Raw genomic sequence first — 26,582 nt, forward strand, 5'->3', positions numbered from 1 at the left:
TTAAACAACATCTGAAAAATCCTTTTCTAATTTATTAAACGTAATCCACCCAATAATTAAAATCACGATACTGAATACACCCGAGTAGAGTAATAGAGACATATTCGGTGGCTGATTATGTAATATTGCCTGCCTGTAACCATCGAAAATTCCTGTTAACGGATTTAATGCCATAATTGGTTGGTATTGCTCTGGGATGGCGTAAAATGAATACATAATCGGGGATAGATAACGCCCTAATCGTAAAATAATCGGTGTTACTAACCCAACATCCCGAATATAGGCATTCACAGATGACAGTAACATCATTAATCCAAGCATTAAAATCATCTGGATAAATAAAACAGGAACCGTATACAAAGCATTTATACCCGGCAGAATATTGTAATACAATAAAACCAGCATTAAACCTATTAATGTAATTCCAAAATTTACTGTCTCTGATAATAACTTAATAAACACCAATGCAGGACGGTAAAAATTCCTTTGCCTGATCAACCCCGAGTTTCCCACTATTATTCTTGAAGCGCCGTTAACTGCCTTATTGAAGTACATCCATGGTAACAATGCAACAAATAGAAAGGGTGCATATGGCAACCCTTCACTTGGTAATTTGACAAAAACGGAAAAAACAATTGTCAGTACAATCATCAAGCCCATCGGTTCAAGCATAATCCAACATTTACCCAATAGTGATTGTTTATATCTGGATATGATTTCCCTTTTCGAAAGTGTTTTTATAAAATCTTTATTTTCCCAAATCTTGGAGATTGAGTTTTCCATTTTCACAACACCTTAAATCTTTCTGTCTGTTCATATAGTTTAGCGAAAGCGTCTATAACGAGAGATTTAACCGAAGCTTATTACAGAATCCTTCCAATTGTTCTTCTGTAATTTTTGCAGCAGTTTTCACCTTTTGTTGCGTTGCCTGCTCTATCAGAGGAACTCCTTTAACAATCGTACCTTCATCCCTCGGTATCAGATGTACATGAAGATGCCTTACAGCTTCACTAATTGTAACTGTATAAAGGCGATTAATTGGAAGTTCTTTTTTTATTGCTTCCTCTGCTCTTTTTATAAGTGGGGCCAATTCAGATAATTCTTCATCTGTAAATTGTGCCCAGTCTTCCACATGTCTTTTAGGTTCAATGTATACATAGCCTAAAATTTGAGAAGCCAATGGGCCATGTGAAATCACCCAATTTCCATTCTCATAGATTGCATCCGTCGTGTTCGTATGTTTTTCGCAAATTGGACAATTCACTGGTCCCACTCCCATGATATTGATAATGATTATTGTATAACTCTTACACTACCGGCTAGGTAAGCCTCTATTAATTCCTTATAATTTTCTTGAGTGGAAAGAATATGATCAATGATTTCCCGTACCGCACCTTCTCCCCCATTCGCGTCCGCTGCATATTTCACACATTCTTTGACAATGGGAACAGCATCGTTTGGTGCACAAGGGAAGCCGATTACTTTCATAATGGGCAGATCATTAATGTCGTCACCTATATAACATATTTGGTCTAAATCTATCGCAAGTTTCTCTCTAATCTCCTCTAAAACTCCCAGCTTGTCAGGAATTCCCTGGTACACAAAATCGATGTTTAGTTCACTTGCTCTTTTGGTAACTGCGGCAGATTCTCTTCCAGTAATGATTGCCATTTTTATTCCTGTATAACGAGCAAGGCTTATTCCCATACCATCTTGTGTGTTAAATGACTTATACTCCTCGCCATCGGAACCGATGTAAAGCTTTCCATCCGTCAACACACCATCAACATCTAATACAATTAATTTAATATTCATTGATAAACTCCTTATATTCCTAACTTCATAAGGTCATGTACATGAATCATTGCAATCGGACGATTGGCAAGATCAACTACTGGTAATACATTAACCTCATGCTCTTCCATGAGAACGAGCGCATCTTTTGCCAATGCACCTTGCTGAATATATATCGGTGATGGATTGAATACCTCTGCTACGTACTTATCAAACACACTGTTTGATACTGCAATTGCACGACGGATATCACCATCTGTGAGAATACCTACCAGCTTACCTTCTTCACTAATAATGGAAACTCCACCTAAACATTGTGCTGTCATTTGAAAAAGCGCATCTTTTAATGTAGCTGTTTCATATACAACTGGATTTTTTCCAGTGGCTTCAACAATATCATTTACCGTTAATAATAGTTTTCTCCCTAAAGAACCAGCAGGATGAAATAATGCAAAGTTTTCTTGTTGAAATCCTCTTGCTTCCAATAACGCGATTGCCAGTGCGTCACCTAGAGCAAGCGTTACAGTAGTACTTGATGTAGGAGCTAAACCTAATGGACATGCCTCTTGGACATTTCCAATAGAAAGAATAATATCCGATTTAACTCCTAAAGTAGACTGTGGATTTTTTGTAATGGAGATAATCTTTGCACCAATTTTGTTGATGGACGGAAGCAGTTGTAATACTTCCTCAGATTCCCCGCTATTGGAAATAGCAATAATAATATCATGATGGGTTACCATTCCCAGATCACCGTGCAAACCTTCCGATGGATGTAAAAAGAAGGAAGGTGTACCGGTACTGGCCATGGTTGCATTTATTTTTCTGCCAATAATACCCGATTTACCTATACCAGTAATGACTACTCTACCGCTACATTCTAGAATAAGATTAATAGCATCCTCGACAGACTGACCAATAATATCCTTGAGTTCTAAAATTGCATTTGCTTCCTTTACCAAAACTTCTCGCATACTACTTAAATGATCTACTTTTGGTTCTACTGAATTTAGCAATTATATTTCCCCCTGTATACTATTGTTTTATCAAACGATCAATTTCTACAATCGGTTTTAATACTGCTTCCAATTCTTCAAGTTTCACCATGTTCGGGCCATCCGATTTTGCCTCCGTTGGATTTGGATGTACTTCCATGAAAATTGCATCCACGCCTATTGCAGCTGCTGCTCTTGATAGATATGGCACATATTCACTCTTACCTCCAGTTGAAGTACCATTCCCCCCAGGTATTTGGACACTATGTGTCGCATCAAATACGACCGGCGCCCCTAATTCACGCATTTCAATTAAGGAACGCATGTCCACTACTAAGTTGTTGTAACCGAATGTTGAGCCACGTTCCGTTAATAAGATATTTTCGTTTTCAGATTCTTTCAATTTGTTCACAACGTTTTTCATATCCCATGGTGCAAGGAATTGTCCTTTTTTCACATTTACAATTTTTCCTGTTTTGGCTGCTGCCACCAATAAATCTGTTTGACGACATAAGAAAGCGGGTATTTGAAGAATATCAAGCACTCCTGCAGCTTTTTCAGCTTGATATGCATCATGAATATCGGAAGTAACCGGTACATTAAAACGTTCTTTCACTTTCGCTAAAATTTCCAACCCTTCATCAATTCCTGGTCCTCTGAATGAGTGGATGGACGAACGGTTTGCTTTATCATAAGATGCCTTGAAAATGAATGGGATATTTAGTTTACTCGTAATCTCTTTTAGCTGTTCCGCTGTTTCCATAATTAATGCTTCACTTTCGATCACACACGGTCCTGCGATTAATACAAATGGATTATTTCCACCAAAGGTGATATTTTCGTTTAATTTTACTGTTTTAGACATGTTGAATTCCTCCTAGTATTTTTTCTACTTTTTCTATATCTTCCGGCGTGTCGACTCCGACCGCATTATATGATGTTTCCACTACTTTAATTGCATAGCCATTATCTAATAATCGAAGCTGTTCCAATACCTCTGTTTCCTCAAGATGCGATGCTGGTAATTGAACAAACGTATTGATGACAGCTTTTGGATAACCATAAATACCAAGATGCTTGTAATAAATCGTTTTATTTTCCGCACGGTTGTATGGTATTGGCGATCTTGAAAAGTATCTTGCAAACCCTTGATTGTCTGTAACCACTTTTACGATATTTGGATCTAAAACATCTTCCATATTACTAATTGCTGTCTTTGCCGTCACAACTGCTTCTGGAGAGTCTTTTGCAGCTTCAACGAGAGAATCTACTAGCTCGTAGCGAATTAATGGTTCATCCCCCTGAATATTTACATAAAAGTCTCCATCCACCTTCCTCGTCACTTCTGCCATTCGATCGGAACCCGTTTCGTGATCTGCGCTTGTCATGACGACATTTCCACCAAACCCTTCTACCGTTTCCTTAATCTGTTCATGGTCAGTCGCAACAACAACTATATCGAGCATTTTACTTTGAGCTACTTGCTCATATACTCTTTGAATCATTGGCTTGCCATGAATGAGTGCCAATGGTTTACCCGGAAACCGGGATGATCCGTATCTTGCTGGAATAACGCCAATAACTTTCATTTCACATATACACCTCTCTATTTAGAAGAAATTCTTTTGGTCACATTTTCGGCTGTTACCTTGCTCCTTGAATTAATGGTTCCTTCAATTTGATAATGAAACCTTAAATAATATAGGAATTTATCTATTCTTTCTTTGTTCATTTCAGATTCAAGCACGTTGATTAGAACATTGCTTAACTTACTGGGCAGATGGCATCTGGTTGCTACACCATCGATATTATAGGCAGCATCCCCCAAGGTAATTACTTTTTTATGCTGTGCCAGAGCTTCAATCCCGACTGTCGAATTGATTGTCACTACCGCTAGTGATCGTTCAATTAGTTGTTTTATATCAAACTTTTGAATGAAGATGATATTTTCATTGTCCTTGTATCTTCGTTTCAGCTTGCGGTAATTATTGCGGCTCATATCTTCCGGATGCTCTTTAATGACAATTTTCACATTACGTTTCTGTGTGGAATTTAAATCATCTACCGCTCCCAGTACCACCTCAACCAATTGCTCCATACGGTTTATATTCGGTGAATTATAGAATATCTGTGTATCTCTGGCTACTTGAAATGGCACGAAAATATATTCCCTTGGCCATTCAAATTTATTTTCTTTGCGCAGTTTAAAGGTTTTCTTATAATAGAAATATTTAATTGCCTGCCATAATGTTATATGTGTATATAGCTTGGGACTAAGCCTAAATAAATGACCTATCATATTGATTGCTTTTATGGAGGCTACTAAAAACAGATTTTCACTTGTCCTATTTTCAAGTTTGTTATTTTCCGGTTTAAATAGATAACTTTTCAGTCTGCTGTAATCAATATCCATCGCTTCATAAAAGGCTGCATCTCTTGGCACGGAACTAGTAGCATTGATTCCCTTCTCATCACAAGTAAGTGTATATGGCCGAAAGAGTCCATCTTCAAAAATATACGTTTTCAATCCACGTCTTTCAGCAATCACTTTTGAGATTTGATCAATCCAATGGTAGCCGTTGAATAGACAAATAATATCAATTTGGTTATTTTCAATGTACTTGTCAATTAGGTACATATAACGTTTATATATTTGCAGTTCTTTTTTTGTTGTGCTCTTATGCAATATTCTTTCTTTATAAGTGATGTTATAGATTTTTAAATCACCGAGTTCACCGTCCGTTATTGGATATTCCTTTTTGGAAATATGAAAGGGAGCATACATCGTTTCCATGTTTCCTTTAAACAAAAGTTCACCTAACTCAAATTTCATTTGAAAGCATCGATGACCTTTTTGAATAAGTTCATTTGCGATATCCATAAAAAACCCTTTGTTTCGGTTACCTCTTAAAAATAAATAATTAGCCATTGAATAATTCAACTACTTTCTAATTCAAAAGCATCCACTACATTGTTGGGAATACAAAACGAATAAATTTATTTTGACTGCTTATCCAACTGCTTCTTCAATTCCTCAGAAATATTTTTTACTTCTTCTTCATCAGCCATAAAATAATATGTCTCATTGATTTCTGTTTCTGTCCCGGAAATTTCATGTTCTACCACATTATTAAGTGCATCCTGGTAATTAGACTGGATATCCCACATATTCTCTAAACTTAAATTTGTTCTGACATTATCTTCAATCACTCCAATAATCTCACCAAAATTAGAAATAGAAGATGTTATTCCGGTCATCGTAGTACCTTTATCCACAATCGCTTGTATAACTTCCCGCTGTCTCTCATTACGGCCGAAATCTCCTCGGGGATCCTGTTTTCTCATGCGTGAATAATGTAATGCTTCATATCCATCCAAGTGAATTGGACCTTCCTCATAGGTAACACCTTTATACTTAAACTTAAAATCATTATCTACCTCAATCCCACCAACTGCATTCACAAGGTCCTCAAACCCATTCATATTCATTCGTATAAAGTAGTCAACAGGTACATCCAGGAAATTTTCCACAGTTCGTAATGTCATATCTGTACCGCCAAAAGCATAAGAATGATTGATTTTGTCTTTCTTACCATGTCCAACAATATCCGTATATGTATCCCGGGGAATACTCACCATATGTGTTGATTGTGTCTGCGGATTTAATGTTAGAAAAATGAGTGTGTCCGACCGTTGATAAGGGTCTCCTTCATCTTCTGGCTCATCAATACCCATCAGTAAGATGGTGATTGGATCACCTTCAGCTAAATTGATTTGTTCCAATCGCTTTTCTCTTTCGTTATTATCAATTTCTTCTTGAATATTCGTAATTGCTGATGTGAACATATTCCATGCATAGCTTCCAGTTGCCACAAGACCAACACCAAAAACAGTTATTACAATTAACACGATCTTCTTAATTCTATATTTGTTCATTTCGTCCTCACCTTAAACTCCAATATTTATCATCTGTTTTGTTGAAATCCAGCAACAGAGTCACTAGGAAGCAATATCCGTCCCATAGTTTCTTCCAGTTCGTGCAACCTTTTTCCAGTCCCGATTAAAGAAATATGCGATACTCCCGTACAATACAAAATACATCGTAATGAAACGATGAACCGAAACATCATATATAATAGTCAGGAATAAACGGAACCCATTCTTTTTCTCAAAGGTAAACCCATATCGCTTAATCTGCATAATTGCCAGGATATCGTAAAGAAGATTAAATAAAACAATGTATAACAGATAAAGAAATACAAAACTAACTAAACTAAGTGAAAAATTTACTGTTGCACTATAGATAAAGATTCCTATAGTCATATATCCTGCTAGAATTGCAACGAAAAGTGATTCTACAATATAGAAAAAAGAAACAGACCTTGTAAATAAGGTTTTTAATAGAAATGGAAAGAAATGGAACAAGCAATCAACATAAGCCTTTTGCCAGCGTATTCGCTGCTTAAATAAATCTTTCCAGTTTTCCGGTAATTCGGTATAACTGATTGCATCGGTAATTAATATGACTTTCTTCTTTCTGTTTTTCTTTTTAGATATGTACCGTTGGATTTTCAATGTAATATCAATGTCCTCACCTACCGATGATCGATAGCCCCCAACCTCAATAAGCAGATTTTTTTTGAAGATACCGAAGGCTCCGGATATGATGGCCAATCCTTGAAAACGTGCCAACGAAATTTTCGTCACGTAAAATGCTTTTAGAAAATCAAGCATTTGAGCGCGCACAAGAAAATTTGCCCCTGATAGCGATAGCTTGCTTAAAGCCTTCTTTGTTTTCGTTTGTAAGACATGTACCATGCCACCTGCTGCCACTACGTTCTCATCATCAAATTTGTCGTTGACTGCTGTTAAGGCTGTCTCTGTTAATACTGTATCTGCATCTAATGTAATGATTAGTTCTTTTGTGGAATATTCTATCCCCGCATTCAATGCATCTGCTTTTCCACCATTTACTTTATTGACAACATAGATATTCGGTTGAAGCTTTGATTGATAGATACTTTCCACTTCTTCATGCGGCAGATTATTAAGTGGTTTTTTCCAACAAGGCTCCAGATTTAAGTATTCCTTTAACAGGGGAAACGTTTCATCGGTCGAACCATCATTAACATAGATCACCTCAAAATTTTTGTAGGGAAATGACTGCATACTGTTAACAGACGTTTCGATGATGCCGGCTTCATTGTAGCAAGGGACTAAAATGCTTATACCTTTTTCTGTTATCGGATTGCGTTTTTCGTTTTCCCCCTGAACACTAAACCAAGGTAAACAATGGAATATATGAAGAACAGGGAAAAACAAACATAGGTAAAACAAAATCTGAAGATATAGTTCCAAAAATAGAATCTCCTCTCTTAAATTATTTTCATATTATAGCTCTTCAAGAGAGGTTGCATTTTTATTGGGGGTAAATTTTAAATCAATACGTATGCCCTATGATTCTTAACAGTAATGTAATATACATTTCAAATAACGGTCGGTATTACCTAAGTCGAAATAAGGAAGCGCAGGGACGGTTCTTTTGCTTCCATAAAGGAAGCAAGAGAACCGTCCCCACGCTTACAAATTAGCAAATGCTTGCTCTAGATCTTTAATTAAATCCTCTGTATCTTCAATCCCTGCTGAAACGCGCACAAGCCCTTCCGGAATTCCCACTTTTGCTCTTTCTTCCGGTGTACATTCTATGTGGCTCGTCGTTCTCGCAGGACCATACGTTGTTTCCACGGCACCAAGATTTGCTGCCCGATTTGCATAGACTAAGTTTGGCAGCAGGATTCTCACGGCATCCATTCCGCCTTTCAACGAAAAGCTGAGCATGCCTCCGAACCCTCTCATTTGTTTTTTGGCAATATCGTGATTGACGTGGGTCTTCAATCCTGGATAATAGACGTCCTCTACCAAATCCTGTTTGAGCAGAAATTCTGCAATCGCTACCGCATTAATTTCTTGTTGCTTAACCCTAAGCTTCAGCGTCTTCATTCCTCTCAGCAACAAATAGGCTGCCCATGGATCCATTGTAGCTCCATTGATTTCCCGATAATGATAGATTGGCTCGATCAGTTCCTTTGATCCGCAAATGACGCCACCTAACGCATCTGCATGGCCTCCCAAAAATTTTGTCGCGCTATGCAGCACAAGATCTGCACCGAGTTCAAGCGGGTTTTGATTGATTGGTGTCGCAAATGTGTTATCTATAATGACAAGTGCGCCTGCCTCTTTTCCCTTTTTTGCCATCCGTTCGATATCCGTAATCTTTACGGTAGGATTTGTCGGTGTTTCCAAATAGAGTATTTTACAGCCTTTTTCAATCTCAGCTTCCATTTTCTCATGGTTCCCTGTATCACAAAGTGCAACGTCAACATCCATATTCGGCAAAAATTCAGTAAAAATCTTATTCGTTCCTCCATACGTGTCTTTAATGGATACAACCCGGTCGCCTGGCCTCAGGAAGGTATAAAGCGTATTGCTGATTGCAGCCATTCCCGTAGAAAAACTAGTCGATGCTTCTGCCCCTTCCAAAATCCGCACCTTTTCCTCAAAAGCCTGAACCGTGGGATTCGTGTTCCTTCCGTAAATATGCCCTTGCTTCTTACCGGTGGCAACATCATACCATTCATCCATATCATCATAGTTGTATGCCACACTCACAACGACAGGTACCTGTGTAGCTCCATGAACGAGTACATCCGCTTCTCCTGCCCAAACTGATTTCGTTCCAATATTACCTTGTTCTTTTGTCATGTAATCAGCCTCCCTTAAATTTCTCGTTATCCCGCTAGCTGCTAGTACTCAATTCTTGCAACCATCATATGATTCCGTTAATTAGAAACCTTCAACTGCTTATCATTCAACCGACGTACTTCCACCATGTAAATCATCATTCACCATCTCAAGTACTTTTCCATCACTATTTTCATGTAAGCCACTTATCTTAAAAAACTTTTGGGAAGGTTTAACAAATAGCTTTCTTGGAAAATCGGCTAAAACTTCACACCCATTTTTCGTTACCCGAATCGATTCACTGATTTCCACACCATGCTCCTCGAGCCAAATTCCAGGTATAACATGAAATGTCATATTCGGCTGCAGGACTGTTTTATCACCTGGTCGCAAGCTTGCAGTATGCTCTCCCCAGTCTGGCGGATAATTAAGACCCATTGAATAGCCGATACGGGTATTTTTGATGAACCCACTTTTGGCAATCGACTTGCTCCAGATTGCCTCAACCTCTTCCCCGGTCATTCCTGGTTTAATTCCATCAATTGTTGCATTTAATCCCTCAATGACGGCATCTGCCAGATAGGTCACTTTTGGATTAGCTTCCCCGAGATAGACGGTACGGGAAAGCGGGGAATGATAGCGTTTATAGCATCCAGCCAATTCTAAAGTGACTGGCTCACCAGATTTATAGGCTTCATCTGTCCAAGTAAGATGCGGTGCTCCTGTTTTTTTACCGGATGGCAGAAGTGGCATAATTGCAGGATAATCTCCCCCAAATTCAACGGTTCCGCTTATCTGTGCATGCATAATCTCGGCAACGACATCACATTCCCTGACACCAACTTCAATCGCGTCAATTCCAGTTTGCATCGCCTTCTCCACAATTTTTGCGGCATTTTTCATATATTCGATTTCTTTATCCGATTTAATGATTCGAACATAGTTTACGAGATTCGTAGCATCCATGAAGACAGCCTGCGGAAGTCCTGCATATAATTGGGTATAGCATTTTGCTGTAAAATAATACGAATCCATTTCAATACCGATTCTGCCAGTCGCCTGACCAATTTCTTTCAGAATACGACAGACAAAATCCATTGGGTGATTCTCTCTGGAGTGAACATAGTCATCAGGGTAACCGATGATTTGCGTCTCACTAAGCCAGGTTGTTGCCTTCGCTCCATTTAAATCCAGTCCACGGCCGATCCAGAATGGTTCTTCTTCATCAGGAAGTATGATCAGAAGCTGGTGTACATAGAATGACCAGCTATCATATCCAGTTAAATAATTCATATTTGCCGGGTCGGTAAGAAGTAATACATCCATTCCTTTTTCGGCCATCTTATCTTTTGTTTTTCGAATGCGGTCCTTATACTCCATCATGTCAAAAGCAGCCATCACAAAACCAACCCCTTTCACAAATAAACATTTAACTCAATAGTTTAAATTGTTATAATTATCTTACCTCTATAGAGACAAAAATACTATTCACCATTTTGTATGATTTATTTTAGACAGTTTTTAGGAAGCGCGGGGACGGTTCTTCTGCTTCCTAAAAGGAAGCAAGAGAACCGTCCCCACGCTTACACAAAAGGAGGTCATTACATTGCAATATACTGTGAAGGATTTAATAGCAAATCCATTATTGGATTCTGTCCATTTATTAGCAGCTGAACAGGTTATTTCATCGAAGCCTATCGACTCTGTTACCGTTATGGAGATGCCAGTTGAAGATTTTGTCCGGGAAAATGAACTCGTATTAACGATGGCCATCGGGTGCGGAAACAATCCTGACCTTTTCCTTGCTTATGTAGAAGCTGTGTACTCCAGTGGTGCTGCTGCGTTGGCAATTTCCACAGGTAGACATGTGCTGGACATTCCAGAACAGATTATCAGCTTCTGTCAGGAGCGAAATTTTCCTCTGATTGAACTGCCTTGGGAACTGCGTTTTGGCGATATTATAAAAATTACCCTCGAACAAATTAACCATTGGGAACAAAACTCCCAGGCTAGAGCCGATATCATCCAGCGAAAACTTCTTCAATTATATATGGATAATCAATCCCTTGATGATGCTCTATCCTACTTGTCCGAGAATTTGCAAATGGATGTTTCCATACAGAGCAACAATCAGACTGGTTGGCTGCACCCAACTCTAATCGAATCCGAGGCGCTCCTACCAACTTTCCAGCAGCCAGAGCCATCTATCATCCAATCTTCAGATGGTCACTTCAAGCAAACCTTACCAATGCACATGTCAACGTACGAGACATATCGTCTTCTCCTTCAATCAAAGACTACAAACGCTACGCCAATTCCATGGTTAATCCTGAAACAGACCGTTACCATCCTTTCGTTATGGATTCTCAAAGAACAGACAAAAATAAATGCACAAGAAAAAGAAAAGGAGGAGTTTATGCAGCTTCTATTGAATGGAGACTGGGCGACGAATGGCAAAGAGGATTTTATAAAACAGGGGGAAACATTAGGCCTTCATGTCCAGCTACCATATGTATGTATGGTAGGATATCCCGAAAATCTGGTTGAATTTTATCAGATTCCCAACCGCGATTCTGTTAATGAATTTGAAAAAACATTTAAAAAGACGATATCCAATAAGATAAAGTCTTCAGCCAATTTGCTTAACAAAAAAATAATCCATACTTTCCACCGCCATTTTGTTATTGTCTTTATTGAATGCAATAATGACAATGCAAGCCAGCAAGCACATCGTTTTTTGGATAAGATTGATCCATTTGTAGAAAAAAAAGAAATCCCTTCTTTTTCATGGGGCATCGGTGAAAATCAAGCAGGAACGTTTACTTTTCACTTAAGCTATCAAAATGCACGTACTGCCCTTGAAATCGGCAGGACACATAAAGGACCAGGTCAACGATTCACCTATGCAAATACAGGAATCTATCAACTGCTTTCAACATTGATGAACAACCCTTCTGCAACCGAAATCATGCACTCTACGATTGGAAATATTGCAGCGTACGATAAAAATAAAGGGCTAGATTTATTGCATACCCTTGCTACTTATATCCATCACCAAAAGAATGTCAGTCAAACCGCCAGAACGCTTTCATTGCATCGGCAATCCCTATTGTATCGCTTGAGAAAAATCGAGAAGTTAACAGAGCGATCACTAGACAACCCGGATGACGTGTTTCTGCTCGACCTGTGTTTGAAATTATGGGGAATTAGGTTTGAGAGGAAGTAGTGGGAAGCGTGGGGACGGTTCTTCTGCTTCCAAAAAGGAAGCAAGAGAACCGTCCCCATGCTTTTCCTGCTGTTTACATTTCTACTGATGAGAAGGGCAGAAATAATTTTATGCCACGTCTATTGACTAGCAAAAATTTGCTATCTGCAATCAGATGGCTAATATATCCGGCAAGACAGGCTTGAAAAACGCCTTCGATTCCAAGAGATATTTCCAATTTGGACGCAATCACGCCGAAGAAAATGACCCCGATAATCGAATGTGTATAGCTTCGATGTGAAACATAGGAAGCGATTAAAATATAAATCCCTAGCAGTAGCAACCAAATTTCATGTAATGAAATCCCTCCTGCAATCACCCCGATACCTGTAATCATCAACATATGCCTTTGCTTGATGAATGAAGATAGGATAAGCATCGCCAGGCCGATTCCCATCCCAAGATATCTATTTTCAGCACTTCCTTCAAAAATACTATAGATAATCATTAGGATCCCAATTAATTGTGCAACTGACTGGATCACCTTATGGGAAAAGGTAATTCTATTTCGGAGTTTTCCATCGACATCAAGGTCAGGCATCAAACCAGAGATAGCCCCTAATCCGACTAAGATGAATGTTTCAGTGGGAGATGAACCACTATTCGTAGCTACAATAAATCCAACTGCTGATCCAATTGCAACATGTGCTGTTCCATTCATGATGAATACCACCTTCACGTAAAAATAATGTGGTATTTTTCTAAACACCAGGATATATTTTACAGTAAAAATGGCTGGAAGGGGGATTTAAATTTATTGTGGCCTCCTAGTCTATGAAAAATTCTCTGTGGTTTTATGGATTCTTTGTCGGGGCGGTGAGGAGTGGGGAGTACACATGGAGAGTTCTAAAAAAGAGATTGCACCACTATCATATTCTAGTGCAATCTCTTCTTTATAATTAAATTAGATTTTCTCCATTCGATTGATAACTTGTTTACAAAAATTTACTTCTAACGAGACAGTTCTTTCACGATTACAAGTGAATCCCCTTAGCTGAAAGATTATCAATACATTCTTCCATGTAAGCCGCATGATGCTCTGGATAAATCGGTCTGCTCTCATTTTCCTTCTTAAACACATCTTCTTCATAAGGTGGACAGGCTTTCCCGCGATACATCGGATTCTCCCATAATGGATCATTGTTATATCCTCGCTTCTTCATTTCATCCAACACTTTCAGATGGTACTGATATAACTTATAAGGAGAATACTGAAATACATAGTCCACTGTGGCGTGCTTTTTATTCCACCCCAGACCACGTAGCGCACAACATTCTCGGTGCTGTCCCAATAACTGCTGACGAGGCAGTCTTGGAATAAGTTCTTCATGCCATAAGCGCATTTTTTTCACCTGATTTCTTTATACGTAACCATCTCGAAGCGCGGTGACGGTTCTTCTGCTTCCAAAAGGAAGCAAGAGAACCGTCACCATGCTTCCTATTCCTTTGAAACGACTTTGTAAGTCTCATCATCTCGAAGCTTCCACAGCTTTCCAGGCCAGAAAGCATAGCGCCCAAGTAAAGCGGTAAGAGCTGGTACAAGTAATGGTCTGACGATAAATGTATCAATTAAAATTCCGAGTGCAGTGATTGTACCGAAATGGACAAGTAATTCTAAAGGAAGTACAGTAAGGACGGAAAACGTACCCGCTAAAATAAGCCCTGCTGAACTAATGACACTTCCTGTTTCTCCAACACTTTCAGAAATAGCCTGCTTAAGGGGCATTTCTTTGCGTTTACTCCATAAGCTTGATACTAGGAATATATTATAGTCGATTCCCAGAACGGCTAAAAAGACGAACGAATAGAGCGGAATCAACCCTTGAATCTCTGTTACACCAAAGACATGATGCAAGACAATCCAACCTAAACCAAGTGCAGCTAAATAGGAAATGATAACTGTTGCAAGTAAATAAATCATCGCAACAATCGACCTAAGGAAAGCCACAAGTAATAAACCAATAATTACTAAAAGAACAGGTATAATCACTGCTTGATCTCGGTTAGTAACTTGCTCTGTATCATATAGTGAAGCTGTTTCACCACCAAGCCAGACAGATTCTTCCGCATTGGCGACACCTGTATCGCTTAATGCATTCGTTGAGATAGCTTGAAGTTCTGGAATACTTTCCATTGCTTCTGTAGAATACGGATCTATGGAAAGCGTGACTTGCCATTCTTGGACATCTTTCGTTACTGCTCCTTCAACTGAATCAGAAACAATCTCTACATAGGGATGTTCCTCCAATTCTTCTTTCAGGGACACGTCCTCTCCTTTTGTGTCCACAATTACACTGACAGGAGCAATTTCACCTGGTGGATAGTGGTCAGCAATTACTGTAAAGCCTTCACGTGATGGCATATCTTCAGGGAAAGAACCTAATAAAGCATACGTAAATTGCATTTTCGGTACAAAAGCAGCTAAACTACCGAGGATAATCATACTAACAATCAGAATGGTCCACGGTTTTTCTGTAACAAATGTACCGATCTTTTTGCCCATACGATGACTCGGTTTCGGACGGCGCATTTTCTTTCCTTTTTTCTTCTCCATTTCTTGAATCATTTCTTCCAGACGAGGAATAAACGGGATAAACGCGACACGCCCAAGTAAAGCTAAAATCGCCGGCAGTAGCGTCAAAGCAGCGATCCCCATAATGAAAATCGATAAACTAAACGGTACCGCAAAACGATCATAGGATTCGTAGTAAGCAAGCCCCAGTGATAGCAGCCCTAAAACAGTTGTTATGGAGCTCATCATGATGGCGCCACCTGTACCACGAATTGCGCGGTTTAAAGCAACATACTTATCTTTTTCAATTCGGAGTTCATCACGGTAACGCGAAATTAAAAATAAACAATAATCCGTTCCCGCTCCAAACAGAAGAACTGTCATGATGGAGATTGCTTGGCCATCAACGACAATCCATCCCTTATCTGCTAAAAACCCGAGCAGAGGACTTATAATTCCATAGGCCATCCCAACAGCAAGAAGCGGGATTAGCGCCAAAATGGGAGAACGATACAGTAAAATTAGCAAGGTAAATACGATTAGTACCGTCGCAATTAACAATGTAATATCAGCATTGCTAAATAGCGAAACAGCATCCGTCTGGATTCCGACCGGCCCGGTAAAACGTACATGCAGACCTGCAGCATCTATTTCATTTTCCAGCACTTCGCTCCCAAATTGCTCCGATATCTTCATTTCCAGCTGATCTAAAGCAGCTTGCAATTCATCTGTTGACGCACCATCATCAAAAAATACCGGTGTTATAAATGCTGCCCCATCTTCAGAAGCACTTTCTACCATGGCAGCAGCAGGAATATCCTGAAAAGGAGGAATAAACGTTTGTTTATCGACAGGTGAACTATTTAAATCGCCATAAAGGGTTTGGATCAAGTCATAATCCGATTCGCTTAGTCCCTCGTCGCGATGCCATACTAATAATAATGGTATACCTGCATCATCCGAGAACTCTTCATTAGAAATCTTACTTGCTACCACAGACATCGTATCATCCGGCAATAATTGCGTATCTGATGTCTCGCGATCGTTTACCTGTGGCCAAATGAATGAAAAAATTCCAATCAATGCGATCCATATGAATATCGTTGCCCAGCGAGTTTTACTGTTCGCAACAATAGCTCCCCACTTTTTCAAAACCTCTATCACAATCCTCATCCTCTCTTGCATGGACTTTCTTTGTTATTTTTCTTAGTCATATGCTTTATAATTATATATACTAGTTGGTTAATTATTCAAGTATTATTTATTTTAAAATATGTTATAATATAGCAATTATATTAAATTTGGAGTTGGATATAATGCAGCAACGCACACCACGACCATTGGGGAGACCTCGTAAAGATCAAGATGGAACATCGACGAAGGATACCATCTTGCAAGTAGCAACTGGCATGTTTTTGGAAAAGGGTTATCCATCCGTATCGATGGACGATGTTGCTCAAAAATGTGATGTGACAAAAGCAACCGTTTATTATTATTACAAAACAAAGACAGACCTTTTTACAGATGCAATGGTTCAATTAATGATTCGAATCAAACAAAGAACTGCAGCCATTCTCTCTACAAATGAATCACTGGAAACCCAGTTATTCCAGATTGCAAAAGCACAAATGCAAGCAACCGTAGATATTAATATCCATTCCTTTATGAAGGAAGCAAAAACAGCTCTTTCTAATGAACAACTACAGTTGATGAAGGAAGCCGAAGACAAATTGTACAGCGTATTGGAACACGCCATAAAAAAAGCGATGGATAATGGAGAAATACCTCCCAACAACCCTCGCCTCGGTGCATTTATGTTTGTATCCATACTGACAGCTGGTAATAAAATCGATATCGCTTCTGAAGAAACATTCTCATCACTCGATGATTTAGCAACTCAAATGATAAAATTATATTGGAATGGATTGGCAAATTAGGAAGCATGGGGACGGTTCTCTTGCTTCTATTTGCGTTGAAGCAAGTTGTTATTAAGATATTTGGGTGGAAGAGGTATCTGGGATTTAGCAATCTACCTTAGAACTCTATTCGTTATTCGGTCCATTTATTCAGAAATCCTCTATCTCCTTCGATAAAATTTGTAAATGGCAGCTGCTTAATACGGAGCTATATTGGTTTATTGACTGCTAAAAAAAGACCTTTCTTATGATTTAAGAAAAGTCTCTATGCATCTGCAGCTATACGTTAAAAGGAAGCAAAAGAACCGTCCCCATGCTTCCCCCACGATTACAAATGAAATTTCCTGGCAATTTTACGTTTCGTCCTTTCCCCCAGAACATATTTAACGTAAATCATAATGACAACCACTGGTAAAAGCTGCAGGCCGGTAATAATTATCCAGTTGAGAGGATCTGTTTCCTCTTGATACCTCGTAATGAAAAAGTTAACGAGCATGGAGAGGAGAACGACCGCAATAAAGAAAAATCCGATAACATTGAACCCTCTTACAGATAAGGCTCTTATCACGCTCCAATAGACGATACCTATAACGGTTGTCCCGATAACAATCGGAAGTGCCAATGGTACAAACCAGGCAAGGCCTCCATTGAAAAAATCCAAGCCAAACAGCAACACTAAACAGATCATTCCTATACCGGTAATCACTTTATAAAAGCTGCGCACATAGCCAAATGAAAAATATAAAATTCCCCAGCCTGCAAGAATGCTAATATTACTGTATCTTGACCATGTAAATGCTTGGTTTAATTCATAATCTATATAGAAAATCAAACTGACCGCGACAAATACCAATAAAGTCACAAATACAAAAATACGGTTCAGCACCCTTCTCAGATGGGCAGGGTATGGATTCGCTGCTTTTGGAAATTTTCTCACGGGTTTTCCTTCTACTTGATTCACTTTTGGAATGTGAAAATTGCATAATGGGCAAGGACGGTCATCGCCTTCCACCTTTATACCGCACTTTGGACAATAGGCCATGTTAATACTCCTCGTCATTTGTTTCGATAGTCACTTCAATCCCCTGCTTACGGATGCTTTGAAAAAATTCACGTTCCAGCATTCGATTTTTAGATAAATTTCCAAAGGAGATATATACATTATTTTTATAACTAATAAAAAGTGCCTTTACTTTATTCCCGATGCTTGGCGGTGGATAACATTCAAACCTTTCAATAAATTCCTCTATTTCACTTGGCACTTTAACTATACCCAAATTTGAAAGCCCGCTCGTATATTGTCCCTCACCGAAAAAAGAATAGATGGATGGAGCAACAATATCCTTTATAGGCGAAGGCATTAATCGCAAAAAAATTGACTTTTCACTGATAACACTCCGTTTTATATACTGCTTCAATTTCTTCGGTGTAAGCAACCGGCTAAATTCAATCTTTAGCTCTGCGACAATTTCTTCAAATTCATATTCGCCGAGCCTCGCATCTATTGACGGCGTTATACTCACAAAGAAATTCCGCATCGTTTCACTCTCAAAATAAGATCTCATATTAACCGGGACATTGATGACAATGGGAAGCTTCCTCCGTGCCGTTCTTTCCTGAATTTTTAACAGACTTTCAATATATACCGCTGTCAGAAATATCGTTATGGAAACACCATATTCCTTCGCTTTTTCTTTTAATGCGTCCACACTTATGATTCCTGTTACAATATGGTAATGCCCTTTTTTATCCAGTTCAATCGGAAGTTTAAAAGATTTTCCAATACGGGACTTTGGCGCAGGGATATCTTTTTCATAATACTTTCGAAAAGCATTTTCTGTTTCTGATTGAAGTTGTTCTTCACTTATTTTCTCATTTTTTAACGGAATTGATTCCTTTAAATGCAGATATTGTGTGACAAGTTCATATAAAAACTTAAGTGCTCCCGTACCATCCGTAATACTATGTGATAATTCCACTGCAATCCGCTTATCAAAATACAGTACCCGATATGGAAATGAACCTCGCTTTTTAATGGATAAACTCATGCATGGATAGTACTTTTCTTCTTCCGCCATGGGAGTTTGATTCGTTCCTTCAAAATAGTACCAAAAAAAACCTTGCTTCAACTGAACCTTATAAAAAGGAAAACGCTCCAATGTTGCTTCAAGCGCTTTTTGCAGCAACTCCGGATCAATGGGTTTGGTGAGTGTTGCCGATATTCGGAACAAAGTTGTCGCCCTGGAAGAAATGATTGAAGAATATAATTTTCCAGCATTATCGAGCCTGTACCACAAGTTGTCATCCTTCATCAAATCAGTCTCCTTTACGTACCAAATACGGTATTCCACGTTTATTACCAAACAATTGTATCATATAATGGAGGATTCTCGGATAATTGGGGAGCATTATCGGTATAGCCTTGTGATCATCGGTATAATACCCCAAACTCTCGGATAAATTCAATCATTTTCGGTAAAACGAACATCATTATCGAATGCCTATCCTACCCAATAACCACATGCAACAAACGTGTAACCGCTCTTGTTTTGAGCGCAAAAAAGAAGCAGGAGAACCGTCCCCATGCTTCTTTTTTTCAATTTGGGATAATAGCCCAATAGTTCTAATGGGCGGGTGCATAGGTTATTGGAGAAAGGAAATATAGAAGTGAGGGTTGTTTGATGAATCATATTATTTCAGAAACAGGGGACCACGGGGCATATCCGTATACCGAATATCGTTCTGCACCTGCGTATCCAGTTGATGGTGCTTCCCATGATTACAGATTTCCATTAGCTCCATTTGTCGGTGGCATTGCAGGTGGGCTGCTTGCCAGTGCACTCTTCCATCCATATGGTGGAGGATATTATTATCCACCTTACCCGCAATATCCACCTTATGGTTATTACTCACCGTATTATCCTGGATATTATTGGTAAGTTTTAGTCTATAGTTCATGAATTTATTAGAAAACTTGGTTACACTTATGCACCTATCTGCATAAAAATGAAGCAGAAGATTTTTTCTCCTGCTTCTTACATAATGATATGAAATCATGCCATTGTTATCTATATTAGTCCTTACTTTAGTTGCTTCCCTTAAACGCGAAGCAACTCCTGATCCATTTTATCATCTACAACAACATCATTCTCCAGCTTACTCAGCTCCGTAACATCATATTTACCATCAATAAATATCTGATGCCACAGCATAAACATCAGCACCGTCCAGATTTTCCGGCTGTAGTCACCTTTTTCGTGACAATGGGCTTCCAGTAAATCAAGAACAAATTGCTTATTGATCAAGTGATCTGTCTCGCTTTCCTTGATCAGGTTTTTAGCCCAGCCATTCATTTCCTTCTTCAACCAATGTCGGATTGGCACTGGAAATCCGAGTTTTTTACGGTCCAGCACATGATCAGGAACGATACCGCGCGATGCTTCCCTTAACAAGTTCTTCGTTATTCCATTTGCGATTTTCAAATCAACCGGAATTTCACTCGCAACCCGGAAAACCTCCGTATCAAGAAAAGGAACTCTCAATTCCAGTGAATTCGCCATCGTTACCCGGTCAGCTTTCAGCAATATATCCCCTCGCATCCACGTATGAATATCGACATATTGCATTTGATTTACCAATGGATAATCTGCTGCATTATTAAAAAACTCCCCTGTGATATCCCGATATGATAACGAATCCGAATAAGTTTTCAATAGTTGACGTTTCTCGTTTTCTTCAAACATTTTTGCATTGCCGATGTAGCGGTCCCTTAGAGGAGTCGTTCCCCGTTCCAGAAAACTCTTCCCTTTCACACCCTCCGGCAATACGGCAGCAACTCTCCCCAGTAGCTGCTTGGCAGGTGCAGGAATCGAATGGAACACACGCAAAGATTCCGGCTCGCGATAGATGTTATATCCGCCAAATAATTCATCGGCTCCTTCTCCAGACAGAACCACTTTTACATGTTTTCTCGCTTCTCTGGAAACGAAATACAATGGTACACAAGAAGGGTCTGCCAAAGGGTCATCCATATGCCACATTATTTTAGGCAGCTTTTCTATATATTCCTCCGGTGTTATCATATAGGAAATGTTTTGAACGTCTAGTTTATCCGCTGTTTTCTTTGCCACATCAACCTCTGAGAAGCCTTCCTGTTTAAAGCCTACCGAAAAGGTCTTTATATTTGGATTGAATTCTTTTGCAATCGAAACGATCAATGTGGAGTCGATACCTCCAGATAAAAAAGAACCTACAGGAACATCACTGCGCATATGCAGCTTTACCGAATCGAACATGACTTCTTGTATTTTTTTAATCCATTCACTTTTTTCTCTCGCTCTTGGCTGAAAAGTTGCGTGAAAATATCTTGTGAACGCAATCGGTTCACCGAGCTTTTTCGTAAAATAATGACCGGCTTCAACCTTCTGAATCCCAGCAGTCATCGTCATCGGCTCCGGTACATATTGAAAACTTAAATAATGCTGCAATGCTTCCCTATTAACGATTTCATTTTCAAGCATTAAATGAATACTTTTTTTCTCAGAAGCAAAGATTGCAGCAGTTAATGTTTCATGATAAAACAAAGGCTTAATGCCAAACGGATCCCTCGCGCCATATACAGTCTTATCGTTCTTATCCCAAATCAAAATCGAAAACATGCCCCTTAAATATTGAAACGTATTCTCTCTATGCTTGGAAAACATTGCCACAATTACTTCCGAATCAGATTCGGTTGCAAATGAGTAACCCTCCTGTATCAACCCTGTACGCAACTCCAAGTAATTATATATTTCCCCATTAAAAACCATCCATAGATTCTCATCATGATAGCTTAATGGCTGATTACCGCTCTCTATATCGATGATGCTTAGTCGTCTAAATCCCAGTGAGATATGGTGATCAAAATAATAGCCCTCATCATCGGGCCCCCGATGTGTAATGATATTATTCTGTTCTTTAAATAAATTTCTATCTCTTTCATTTAACTCTATCGGACTATTAAAAACCATTCCTACAAAACCACACATAAAAAATGACCCCCTATCCCGTGATAAACATTCGTCACAGGTAAGATTATAATACCATATTAATTTGAAAAATATCCCATTTTTTCCAAATTAATATTGTTAATTTTTGCTGTGGTTTTAACTGTTCGAACAGGCCTTCCAGCCTATTTTCAAACGGTAAAACCCTCCTCATTTCCTGTATTTTAGTATGGACCGATTCTACAAAACTCCAATGACTATATAATGAAACCGAACCAATCCAGTGTCTTTCACAAATCTTCTCTTAAGAGATCAATTAGTTCGTATGAAGGGAGATTTCTCTCACACACCCAAAAGTGTTAATTACCCCCAAAAAGGGTAAATTATAAGAAATAAATCGTACATAAGGGAGAACACGGATGAATAAAAAGAGAAGATGGTTCCATAAAAAGCGTTGGTGGATACTTTCGGCATTTATTATCGTATACATATCGGTCCTCATCTACCACCAGCAAAAGCCCCTCCCAGAAGGCATTTCCTATACAGGAGAAACGCATTTGCTTACCGAAGAGGAAATTGAATTTTTATATGACCTCACCTATCAGCAGAATGGCCACGAAATCTATGAACACCGAATATTTGAAGAGGTACTCGAGATGATCGGACAGGCAGAAGAATTTTTAATTATCGATATGTTTATGGTCAATGAATTCTCAGATGAAAGCAGAGATTTCCCTAAACTCAGTTCCACATTTTCTCAGACAATTAGGCAGCAGATGGAATCCCATCCCGATTTAAAAGTCGTATTCATTACGGATGACATCAATCGAACGTATCACTCGCATGAAGCGGAACACATCGATCACTTGGCAGAAGTTGGGGCAGAAGTTGTCTATACCGACTTGTCCAGATTGCGAGACCCAAATCTTTTGTACTCCGGGATTTGGCGGATGTTTTTCCAATGGTTCGGGCAGGAGGGAAATGGCTGGATTCCCAATCCTTTCGGAGAGACATCTCCTGACGTGACAGCAAGATCATACTTGCAGTTATTGAATATCAAGGCGAATCACCGAAAAGCAATCATTACGGAAAATCATGGACTCGTTCTTTCCGCAAATGTCCACGATGCCAGTGGCTATCATTCCAATATCGCTGTTAAAGTAGCAGGCCCCATTCTAAAGGATATGGTGGAATCGGAGCGGGCAGTCGCTGCTTTTTCTGAAGGTAATCTGGATGCCTTTCCGACCAGAGAAGAATTGGACTTAATCCTATCGACTGATCGCCAACAGGAAGGAACGATCGCCGCCCAAATTGTAACCGAAAATAAAATTGAGGATGCGTTAATTACCGCCATAGACCAGGCTGGTGAAGGTGATGAAATTTGGATAGGCATGTTTTATCTATCTGATAGAACGGTAATCGAGGCAATGAAGATGGCAGCCGATCGAAATGCACAAATCAGAATAATTTTGGACCCAAACGAGAATGCTTTTGGTTCGCAAAAAATCGGCCTGCCAAATATTCCAGTGGCACGCGAATTGATGGAGAATTCAAATGGAAATATAATGATTCGATGGTATAACACGAATGAAGAACAGTATCATTCAAAAATTGCGTTTATAAACTCGGGTAATGAAAGCTATGTCACAGCAGGCTCCAGTAACTTCACATCGAGAAACCTCGATGATTACAATTTAGAAAATAACATCAGCATAACCGCACCCACAGATAGTGAATTCATCCAGGATATTCATGCTTATTTCCAGAGAATATGGTACAACGACAATGCAGAATTCACTCTTGAATATGAAACTCAAGACGATGCACTCACACCAGTCAAATACGGAATCTATTGGCTGCAAAAAACATTGCGCATCACAACATACTAGGAAGGAAGCATGGGGACGGTTCTTTTGCTTCCACTGCTGTGACTGAGATAAAGCTTAGCTGTCCATCGAAAGGTTTTTGGCAGCCTTCGTTATACTTATGCGGATAAGTAGATTAGGTAGCTGATTACTTATCTACCCCTACCTGCCAAATAAAAAAGAAAGCACGAGAACCGTCCCCATGCTTCCTTTGATTTTATTGTTGTGTTGCTATGTCTAGGATGCGTCCTTCGACTTTTCCTGATACGTTACCGAGGTTTGTTAGGTGCTCTGCGAAGTTTTCCCAGTCGGAAAGTCCTAAGTCGGTTACTCGGCCTTCTCCATAAGCATCTACAAAGACGGTGAATCCGTCCCCACCTTTAGCAGTAAATGCGTTCGTTGTTATTGTATAAAATGCTTCATCCTCAATTACTGTGTAATCCCCGTCTTCGTTCTCATAGGAGATTGACACAACACGTTCTCCAGCTGGTTTGGAAGAGTCAAATTCTACCTTTCCACCGGACACATGTAAGAACCCACCGCTCTCGCCGGGATAGTTTCTAAGACTGATTTCAAATACCTCTTTTAATTCTGCTCCTGATAGCTCAACTGTTGCCAGTGTATTTCCGAATGGAAGGACTGTGATTACTTCACCAACCGTTATTGGACCTTCATCGATTCCAGCACGGATACCACCGCCATTTTGCATCGACATGATTACTTCATTATTGAATTGTTTTGCTTTTGCAAGCATACCGTCTGTAATGAGATTTCCAAGTGGTGTTTCACTGTTCCTCACACTTGTCCCATCGTTACCATGATCAGATAATCTTGGATTCAATAGTGCTGTCTCAGCTATTGCTCCAATTTCCTGTTGGGATACTTCCTCAATTACAGATGAATATTCCAATAACATCTCTGCAGCTACTGGATCTGCTTCTTTATCAGCTATCGAAATCAATTCCCCAGCAAATCCTACAACAACACCATTTTGATCAAATTCAACATCAAGTGTTCCCAGGAAATTATTGTACTGATAAGCTTGAACAATGATGGTCGGGTCTTTCACTCTTCCATTTTCATCTGTATCAACGACAACAGGCTCGTCCAATTGTGTATGGCTGTGTCCACCGACAATAACATCAATACCATCGACCTCAGCAGCTAAAGTTAAGTCATTATCGACGGCTGGATTGTCATCAAAACCGATATGTGTTACTGCTATTATTTTATCAACGCCTTGATTTTCAAATGCAGCAACTACTTTTTCCGCTGATTCAATATAATCATCGAAAGTGACATCTCCCGGGCTTGCAAGATCAGCTGTTTCGGCAGTTGTAAGTCCGAAGATACCCACTTCTTCTCCCTCAATTTCTTTAATGATACCATTATAAATTTGGCCATTTTCTGGTTCACTTGAAATTAAATCATTAAATAGCCCTGTAAATTTTTCATCTCCCGAAAAATCCACATTTGAACTGACAAATGGGAATTGAGCCGCTTCAATGAAATCTACTAATGCTTGAAGCCCTTCTGCACTAGACCCTAAATCAAATTCATGGTTACCGAATGTCATTGCATCATAGCCCATTAGATTCATAAACTGCAAATCTGCCATTCCATTGAATTCATTGAAATACAATGTTCCTGACATTACATCGCCAGCATCCAAAAGAAGTGCATGTGGTTTTTCATCTCTTACTTCGTTCACTGCTGTTACTAGTTTTGCAACATTATCCAAGTTAGCATGCGTATCATTGGTATGCATAATAGATAGCTCAAAATTTGTCTCCTCAGGAAAATCGATTGTATCCGGATTCGCTCCTTTCACAAAATCCATTTCCTCAACATTTTCAGATCCTCTTATTTCTCTAACTTTATTTCCTTCTATGATAACTTTTGATAATTCGGTTCCCTTAAAGTCAACGACTGTTCCATCATTTTTAGGTTTAATCGTTACGGATGTGTCCTCAAATCCATCCCCATAGAATTCTGCATAATCTCCTGTGAACACAATTCCATTTTTAATATGTGAAGTAGCATCGAGCGTAATGGATACCCTCGGGTCGTGGACCATCAATTTACCCGTTTTGTAATTCTGTAGATTGTATTCAAACAACTCTGCTGACGCTTCAACTTCAGAAAGATTTGCGGCTGCATTTACCGTTACAGGAGCTACAGGGAGGAGTAAATTAACTCCTAAAGTTACTGATAATAAAGCGCCTAATGCCTTACTCCGTTTACCTTTACTACGCATAAAATTCAACACTCCTTTTATTTTGGAATCCTTCTATGTATCTATGAAAATAGCACCAAATCATGGATTCTAGATACGAGATTAGTATAAATAGCAATGAATTGGAAGTCAATTTACGTTTTTGTTAACTGGCTAAAGGGTATAATCACTTTTACCCAGATCTTTATACCTCCATAAATGGGAAAGCAAATTTTCCAGGCACTTCTCCTGAGTCTTTATACACAAATAAGAATAATTAAAATAGAATACCCA

Annotated in this window: 22 protein-coding genes; 4 read left to right on the forward strand and 18 right to left on the reverse strand. The window is 39.1% G+C overall.

What is annotated here, in order from left to right:
• The 11 genes from MN204_RS07400 to MN204_RS07450 all read right to left on the reverse strand — a co-directional run bounded on the left by MN204_RS07400 (position 1) and on the right by MN204_RS07450 (position 10,928).
• Positions 1-783, reverse strand: a complete 783-nt coding sequence (locus tag MN204_RS07400; protein WP_249870461.1) for an ABC transporter permease — start codon at positions 781-783, stop codon at positions 1-3.
• Between the two features lie 52 nt (positions 784-835).
• Complete coding sequence (locus MN204_RS07405) at positions 836-1,264, reverse strand: HIT family protein (RefSeq protein WP_249870462.1); 429 nt, start codon at positions 1,262-1,264, stop codon at positions 836-838.
• Between the two features lie 29 nt (positions 1,265-1,293).
• Positions 1,294-1,815: a KdsC family phosphatase gene (locus MN204_RS07410; RefSeq protein WP_249870463.1), complete on the reverse strand. Its 522-nt coding sequence runs from the start codon at positions 1,813-1,815 to the stop codon at positions 1,294-1,296.
• Positions 1,816-1,826: 11 nt separating this feature from the next.
• Positions 1,827-2,810: a KpsF/GutQ family sugar-phosphate isomerase gene (locus MN204_RS07415; RefSeq protein WP_249870464.1), complete on the reverse strand. Its 984-nt coding sequence runs from the start codon at positions 2,808-2,810 to the stop codon at positions 1,827-1,829.
• A gap of 19 nt (positions 2,811-2,829) precedes the next feature.
• The gene (gene kdsA / locus MN204_RS07420; protein WP_249870465.1) at positions 2,830-3,654 is read right to left on the reverse strand and encodes a 3-deoxy-8-phosphooctulonate synthase; all 825 of its coding nucleotides are present in this window, start codon (positions 3,652-3,654) and stop codon (positions 2,830-2,832) included.
• On the reverse strand, positions 3,647-4,378 hold the full coding sequence (kdsB, locus tag MN204_RS07425; protein WP_249870466.1) for a 3-deoxy-manno-octulosonate cytidylyltransferase: 732 nt from the start codon (positions 4,376-4,378) through the stop codon (positions 3,647-3,649). Before kdsB ends, kdsA begins: the two co-directional genes overlap by 8 nt.
• Positions 4,379-4,395: 17 nt before the next feature.
• Complete coding sequence (locus tag MN204_RS07430) at positions 4,396-5,670, reverse strand: capsular polysaccharide export protein, LipB/KpsS family (protein ID WP_249870467.1); 1,275 nt, start codon at positions 5,668-5,670, stop codon at positions 4,396-4,398.
• A 116-nt stretch (positions 5,671-5,786) separates the two neighbouring features.
• The gene (locus MN204_RS07435) at positions 5,787-6,725 is read right to left on the reverse strand and encodes an LCP family glycopolymer transferase (protein ID WP_249870468.1); all 939 of its coding nucleotides are present in this window, start codon (positions 6,723-6,725) and stop codon (positions 5,787-5,789) included.
• A 63-nt stretch (positions 6,726-6,788) separates the two neighbouring features.
• Entirely contained in the window at positions 6,789-8,147 is a 1,359-nt protein-coding gene (locus tag MN204_RS07440; RefSeq protein WP_249870469.1) for a glycosyltransferase family 2 protein, read from the reverse strand.
• Between the two features lie 222 nt (positions 8,148-8,369).
• Positions 8,370-9,551 carry a cystathionine gamma-synthase family protein gene (locus MN204_RS07445; RefSeq protein WP_249870470.1) on the reverse strand — a complete coding sequence of 394 codons (1,182 nt, stop codon included), beginning with the start codon at positions 9,549-9,551 and terminating at the stop codon, positions 8,370-8,372.
• A 102-nt stretch (positions 9,552-9,653) separates the two neighbouring features.
• On the reverse strand, positions 9,654-10,928 hold the full coding sequence (locus MN204_RS07450; RefSeq protein ID WP_249870471.1) for a M24 family metallopeptidase: 1,275 nt from the start codon (positions 10,926-10,928) through the stop codon (positions 9,654-9,656).
• Between the two features lie 208 nt (positions 10,929-11,136).
• Between MN204_RS07450 and MN204_RS07455 the strand changes: the two genes are divergently transcribed.
• Positions 11,137-12,756 carry a PucR family transcriptional regulator gene (locus tag MN204_RS07455; protein ID WP_249870472.1) on the forward strand — a complete coding sequence of 540 codons (1,620 nt, stop codon included), beginning with the start codon at positions 11,137-11,139 and terminating at the stop codon, positions 12,754-12,756.
• Positions 12,757-12,829: 73 nt separating this feature from the next.
• On the opposite strand, the gene MN204_RS07460 is transcribed toward MN204_RS07455, so the two are convergent.
• The 3 genes from MN204_RS07460 to MN204_RS07470 form a co-directional block, all read right to left on the reverse strand.
• Positions 12,830-13,456, reverse strand: a complete 627-nt coding sequence (locus MN204_RS07460) for a metal-dependent hydrolase (protein WP_249870473.1) — start codon at positions 13,454-13,456, stop codon at positions 12,830-12,832.
• A 313-nt stretch (positions 13,457-13,769) separates the two neighbouring features.
• Positions 13,770-14,138 (reverse strand): TIGR02328 family protein, encoded by a 369-nt coding sequence (locus MN204_RS07465; RefSeq protein ID WP_249870474.1) that lies wholly within the window; start codon positions 14,136-14,138, stop codon positions 13,770-13,772.
• A 95-nt stretch (positions 14,139-14,233) separates the two neighbouring features.
• Positions 14,234-16,471 carry an MMPL family transporter gene (locus MN204_RS07470; RefSeq protein WP_249870475.1) on the reverse strand — a complete coding sequence of 746 codons (2,238 nt, stop codon included), beginning with the start codon at positions 16,469-16,471 and terminating at the stop codon, positions 14,234-14,236.
• 152 nt (positions 16,472-16,623) lie between these two features.
• On the opposite strand from MN204_RS07470, the gene MN204_RS07475 reads away from it, so the two are divergent.
• Complete coding sequence (locus MN204_RS07475) at positions 16,624-17,244, forward strand: TetR/AcrR family transcriptional regulator (RefSeq protein ID WP_249870476.1); 621 nt, start codon at positions 16,624-16,626, stop codon at positions 17,242-17,244.
• 307 nt (positions 17,245-17,551) lie between these two features.
• Here MN204_RS07475 and MN204_RS07480 read toward each other — a convergent pair whose 3' ends face one another.
• Positions 17,552-18,160: a DUF6320 domain-containing protein gene (locus MN204_RS07480; protein WP_249870477.1), complete on the reverse strand. Its 609-nt coding sequence runs from the start codon at positions 18,158-18,160 to the stop codon at positions 17,552-17,554.
• A gap of 106 nt (positions 18,161-18,266) precedes the next feature.
• Positions 18,267-19,535, reverse strand: a complete 1,269-nt coding sequence (locus MN204_RS07485; protein WP_249870478.1) for an alcohol acetyltransferase — start codon at positions 19,533-19,535, stop codon at positions 18,267-18,269.
• A 369-nt stretch (positions 19,536-19,904) separates the two neighbouring features.
• On the opposite strand from MN204_RS07485, the gene MN204_RS07490 reads away from it, so the two are divergent.
• Positions 19,905-20,162 carry a hypothetical protein gene (locus MN204_RS07490; RefSeq protein WP_249870479.1) on the forward strand — a complete coding sequence of 86 codons (258 nt, stop codon included), beginning with the start codon at positions 19,905-19,907 and terminating at the stop codon, positions 20,160-20,162.
• A gap of 159 nt (positions 20,163-20,321) precedes the next feature.
• Here the strand turns inward: MN204_RS07490 and asnB are convergent, their stop codons facing one another.
• Entirely contained in the window at positions 20,322-22,250 is a 1,929-nt protein-coding gene (gene asnB, locus MN204_RS07495) for an asparagine synthase (glutamine-hydrolyzing) (protein WP_249870480.1), read from the reverse strand.
• Between the two features lie 377 nt (positions 22,251-22,627).
• On the opposite strand from asnB, the gene MN204_RS07500 reads away from it, so the two are divergent.
• Positions 22,628-24,097: a phospholipase D family protein gene (locus MN204_RS07500; RefSeq protein WP_249870481.1), complete on the forward strand. Its 1,470-nt coding sequence runs from the start codon at positions 22,628-22,630 to the stop codon at positions 24,095-24,097.
• 193 nt (positions 24,098-24,290) lie between these two features.
• Here MN204_RS07500 and MN204_RS07505 read toward each other — a convergent pair whose 3' ends face one another.
• Positions 24,291-26,330, reverse strand: coding sequence for a bifunctional metallophosphatase/5'-nucleotidase (locus MN204_RS07505; protein WP_249870482.1), 2,040 nt, complete (start codon positions 26,328-26,330; stop codon positions 24,291-24,293).
• Between the last annotated feature and the right edge of the window lie 252 nt (positions 26,331-26,582).

The organism is Oceanobacillus saliphilus (genome assembly GCF_023522835.1).
GTDB lineage: Bacteria > Bacillota > Bacilli > Bacillales > Amphibacillaceae > Oceanobacillus > Oceanobacillus saliphilus.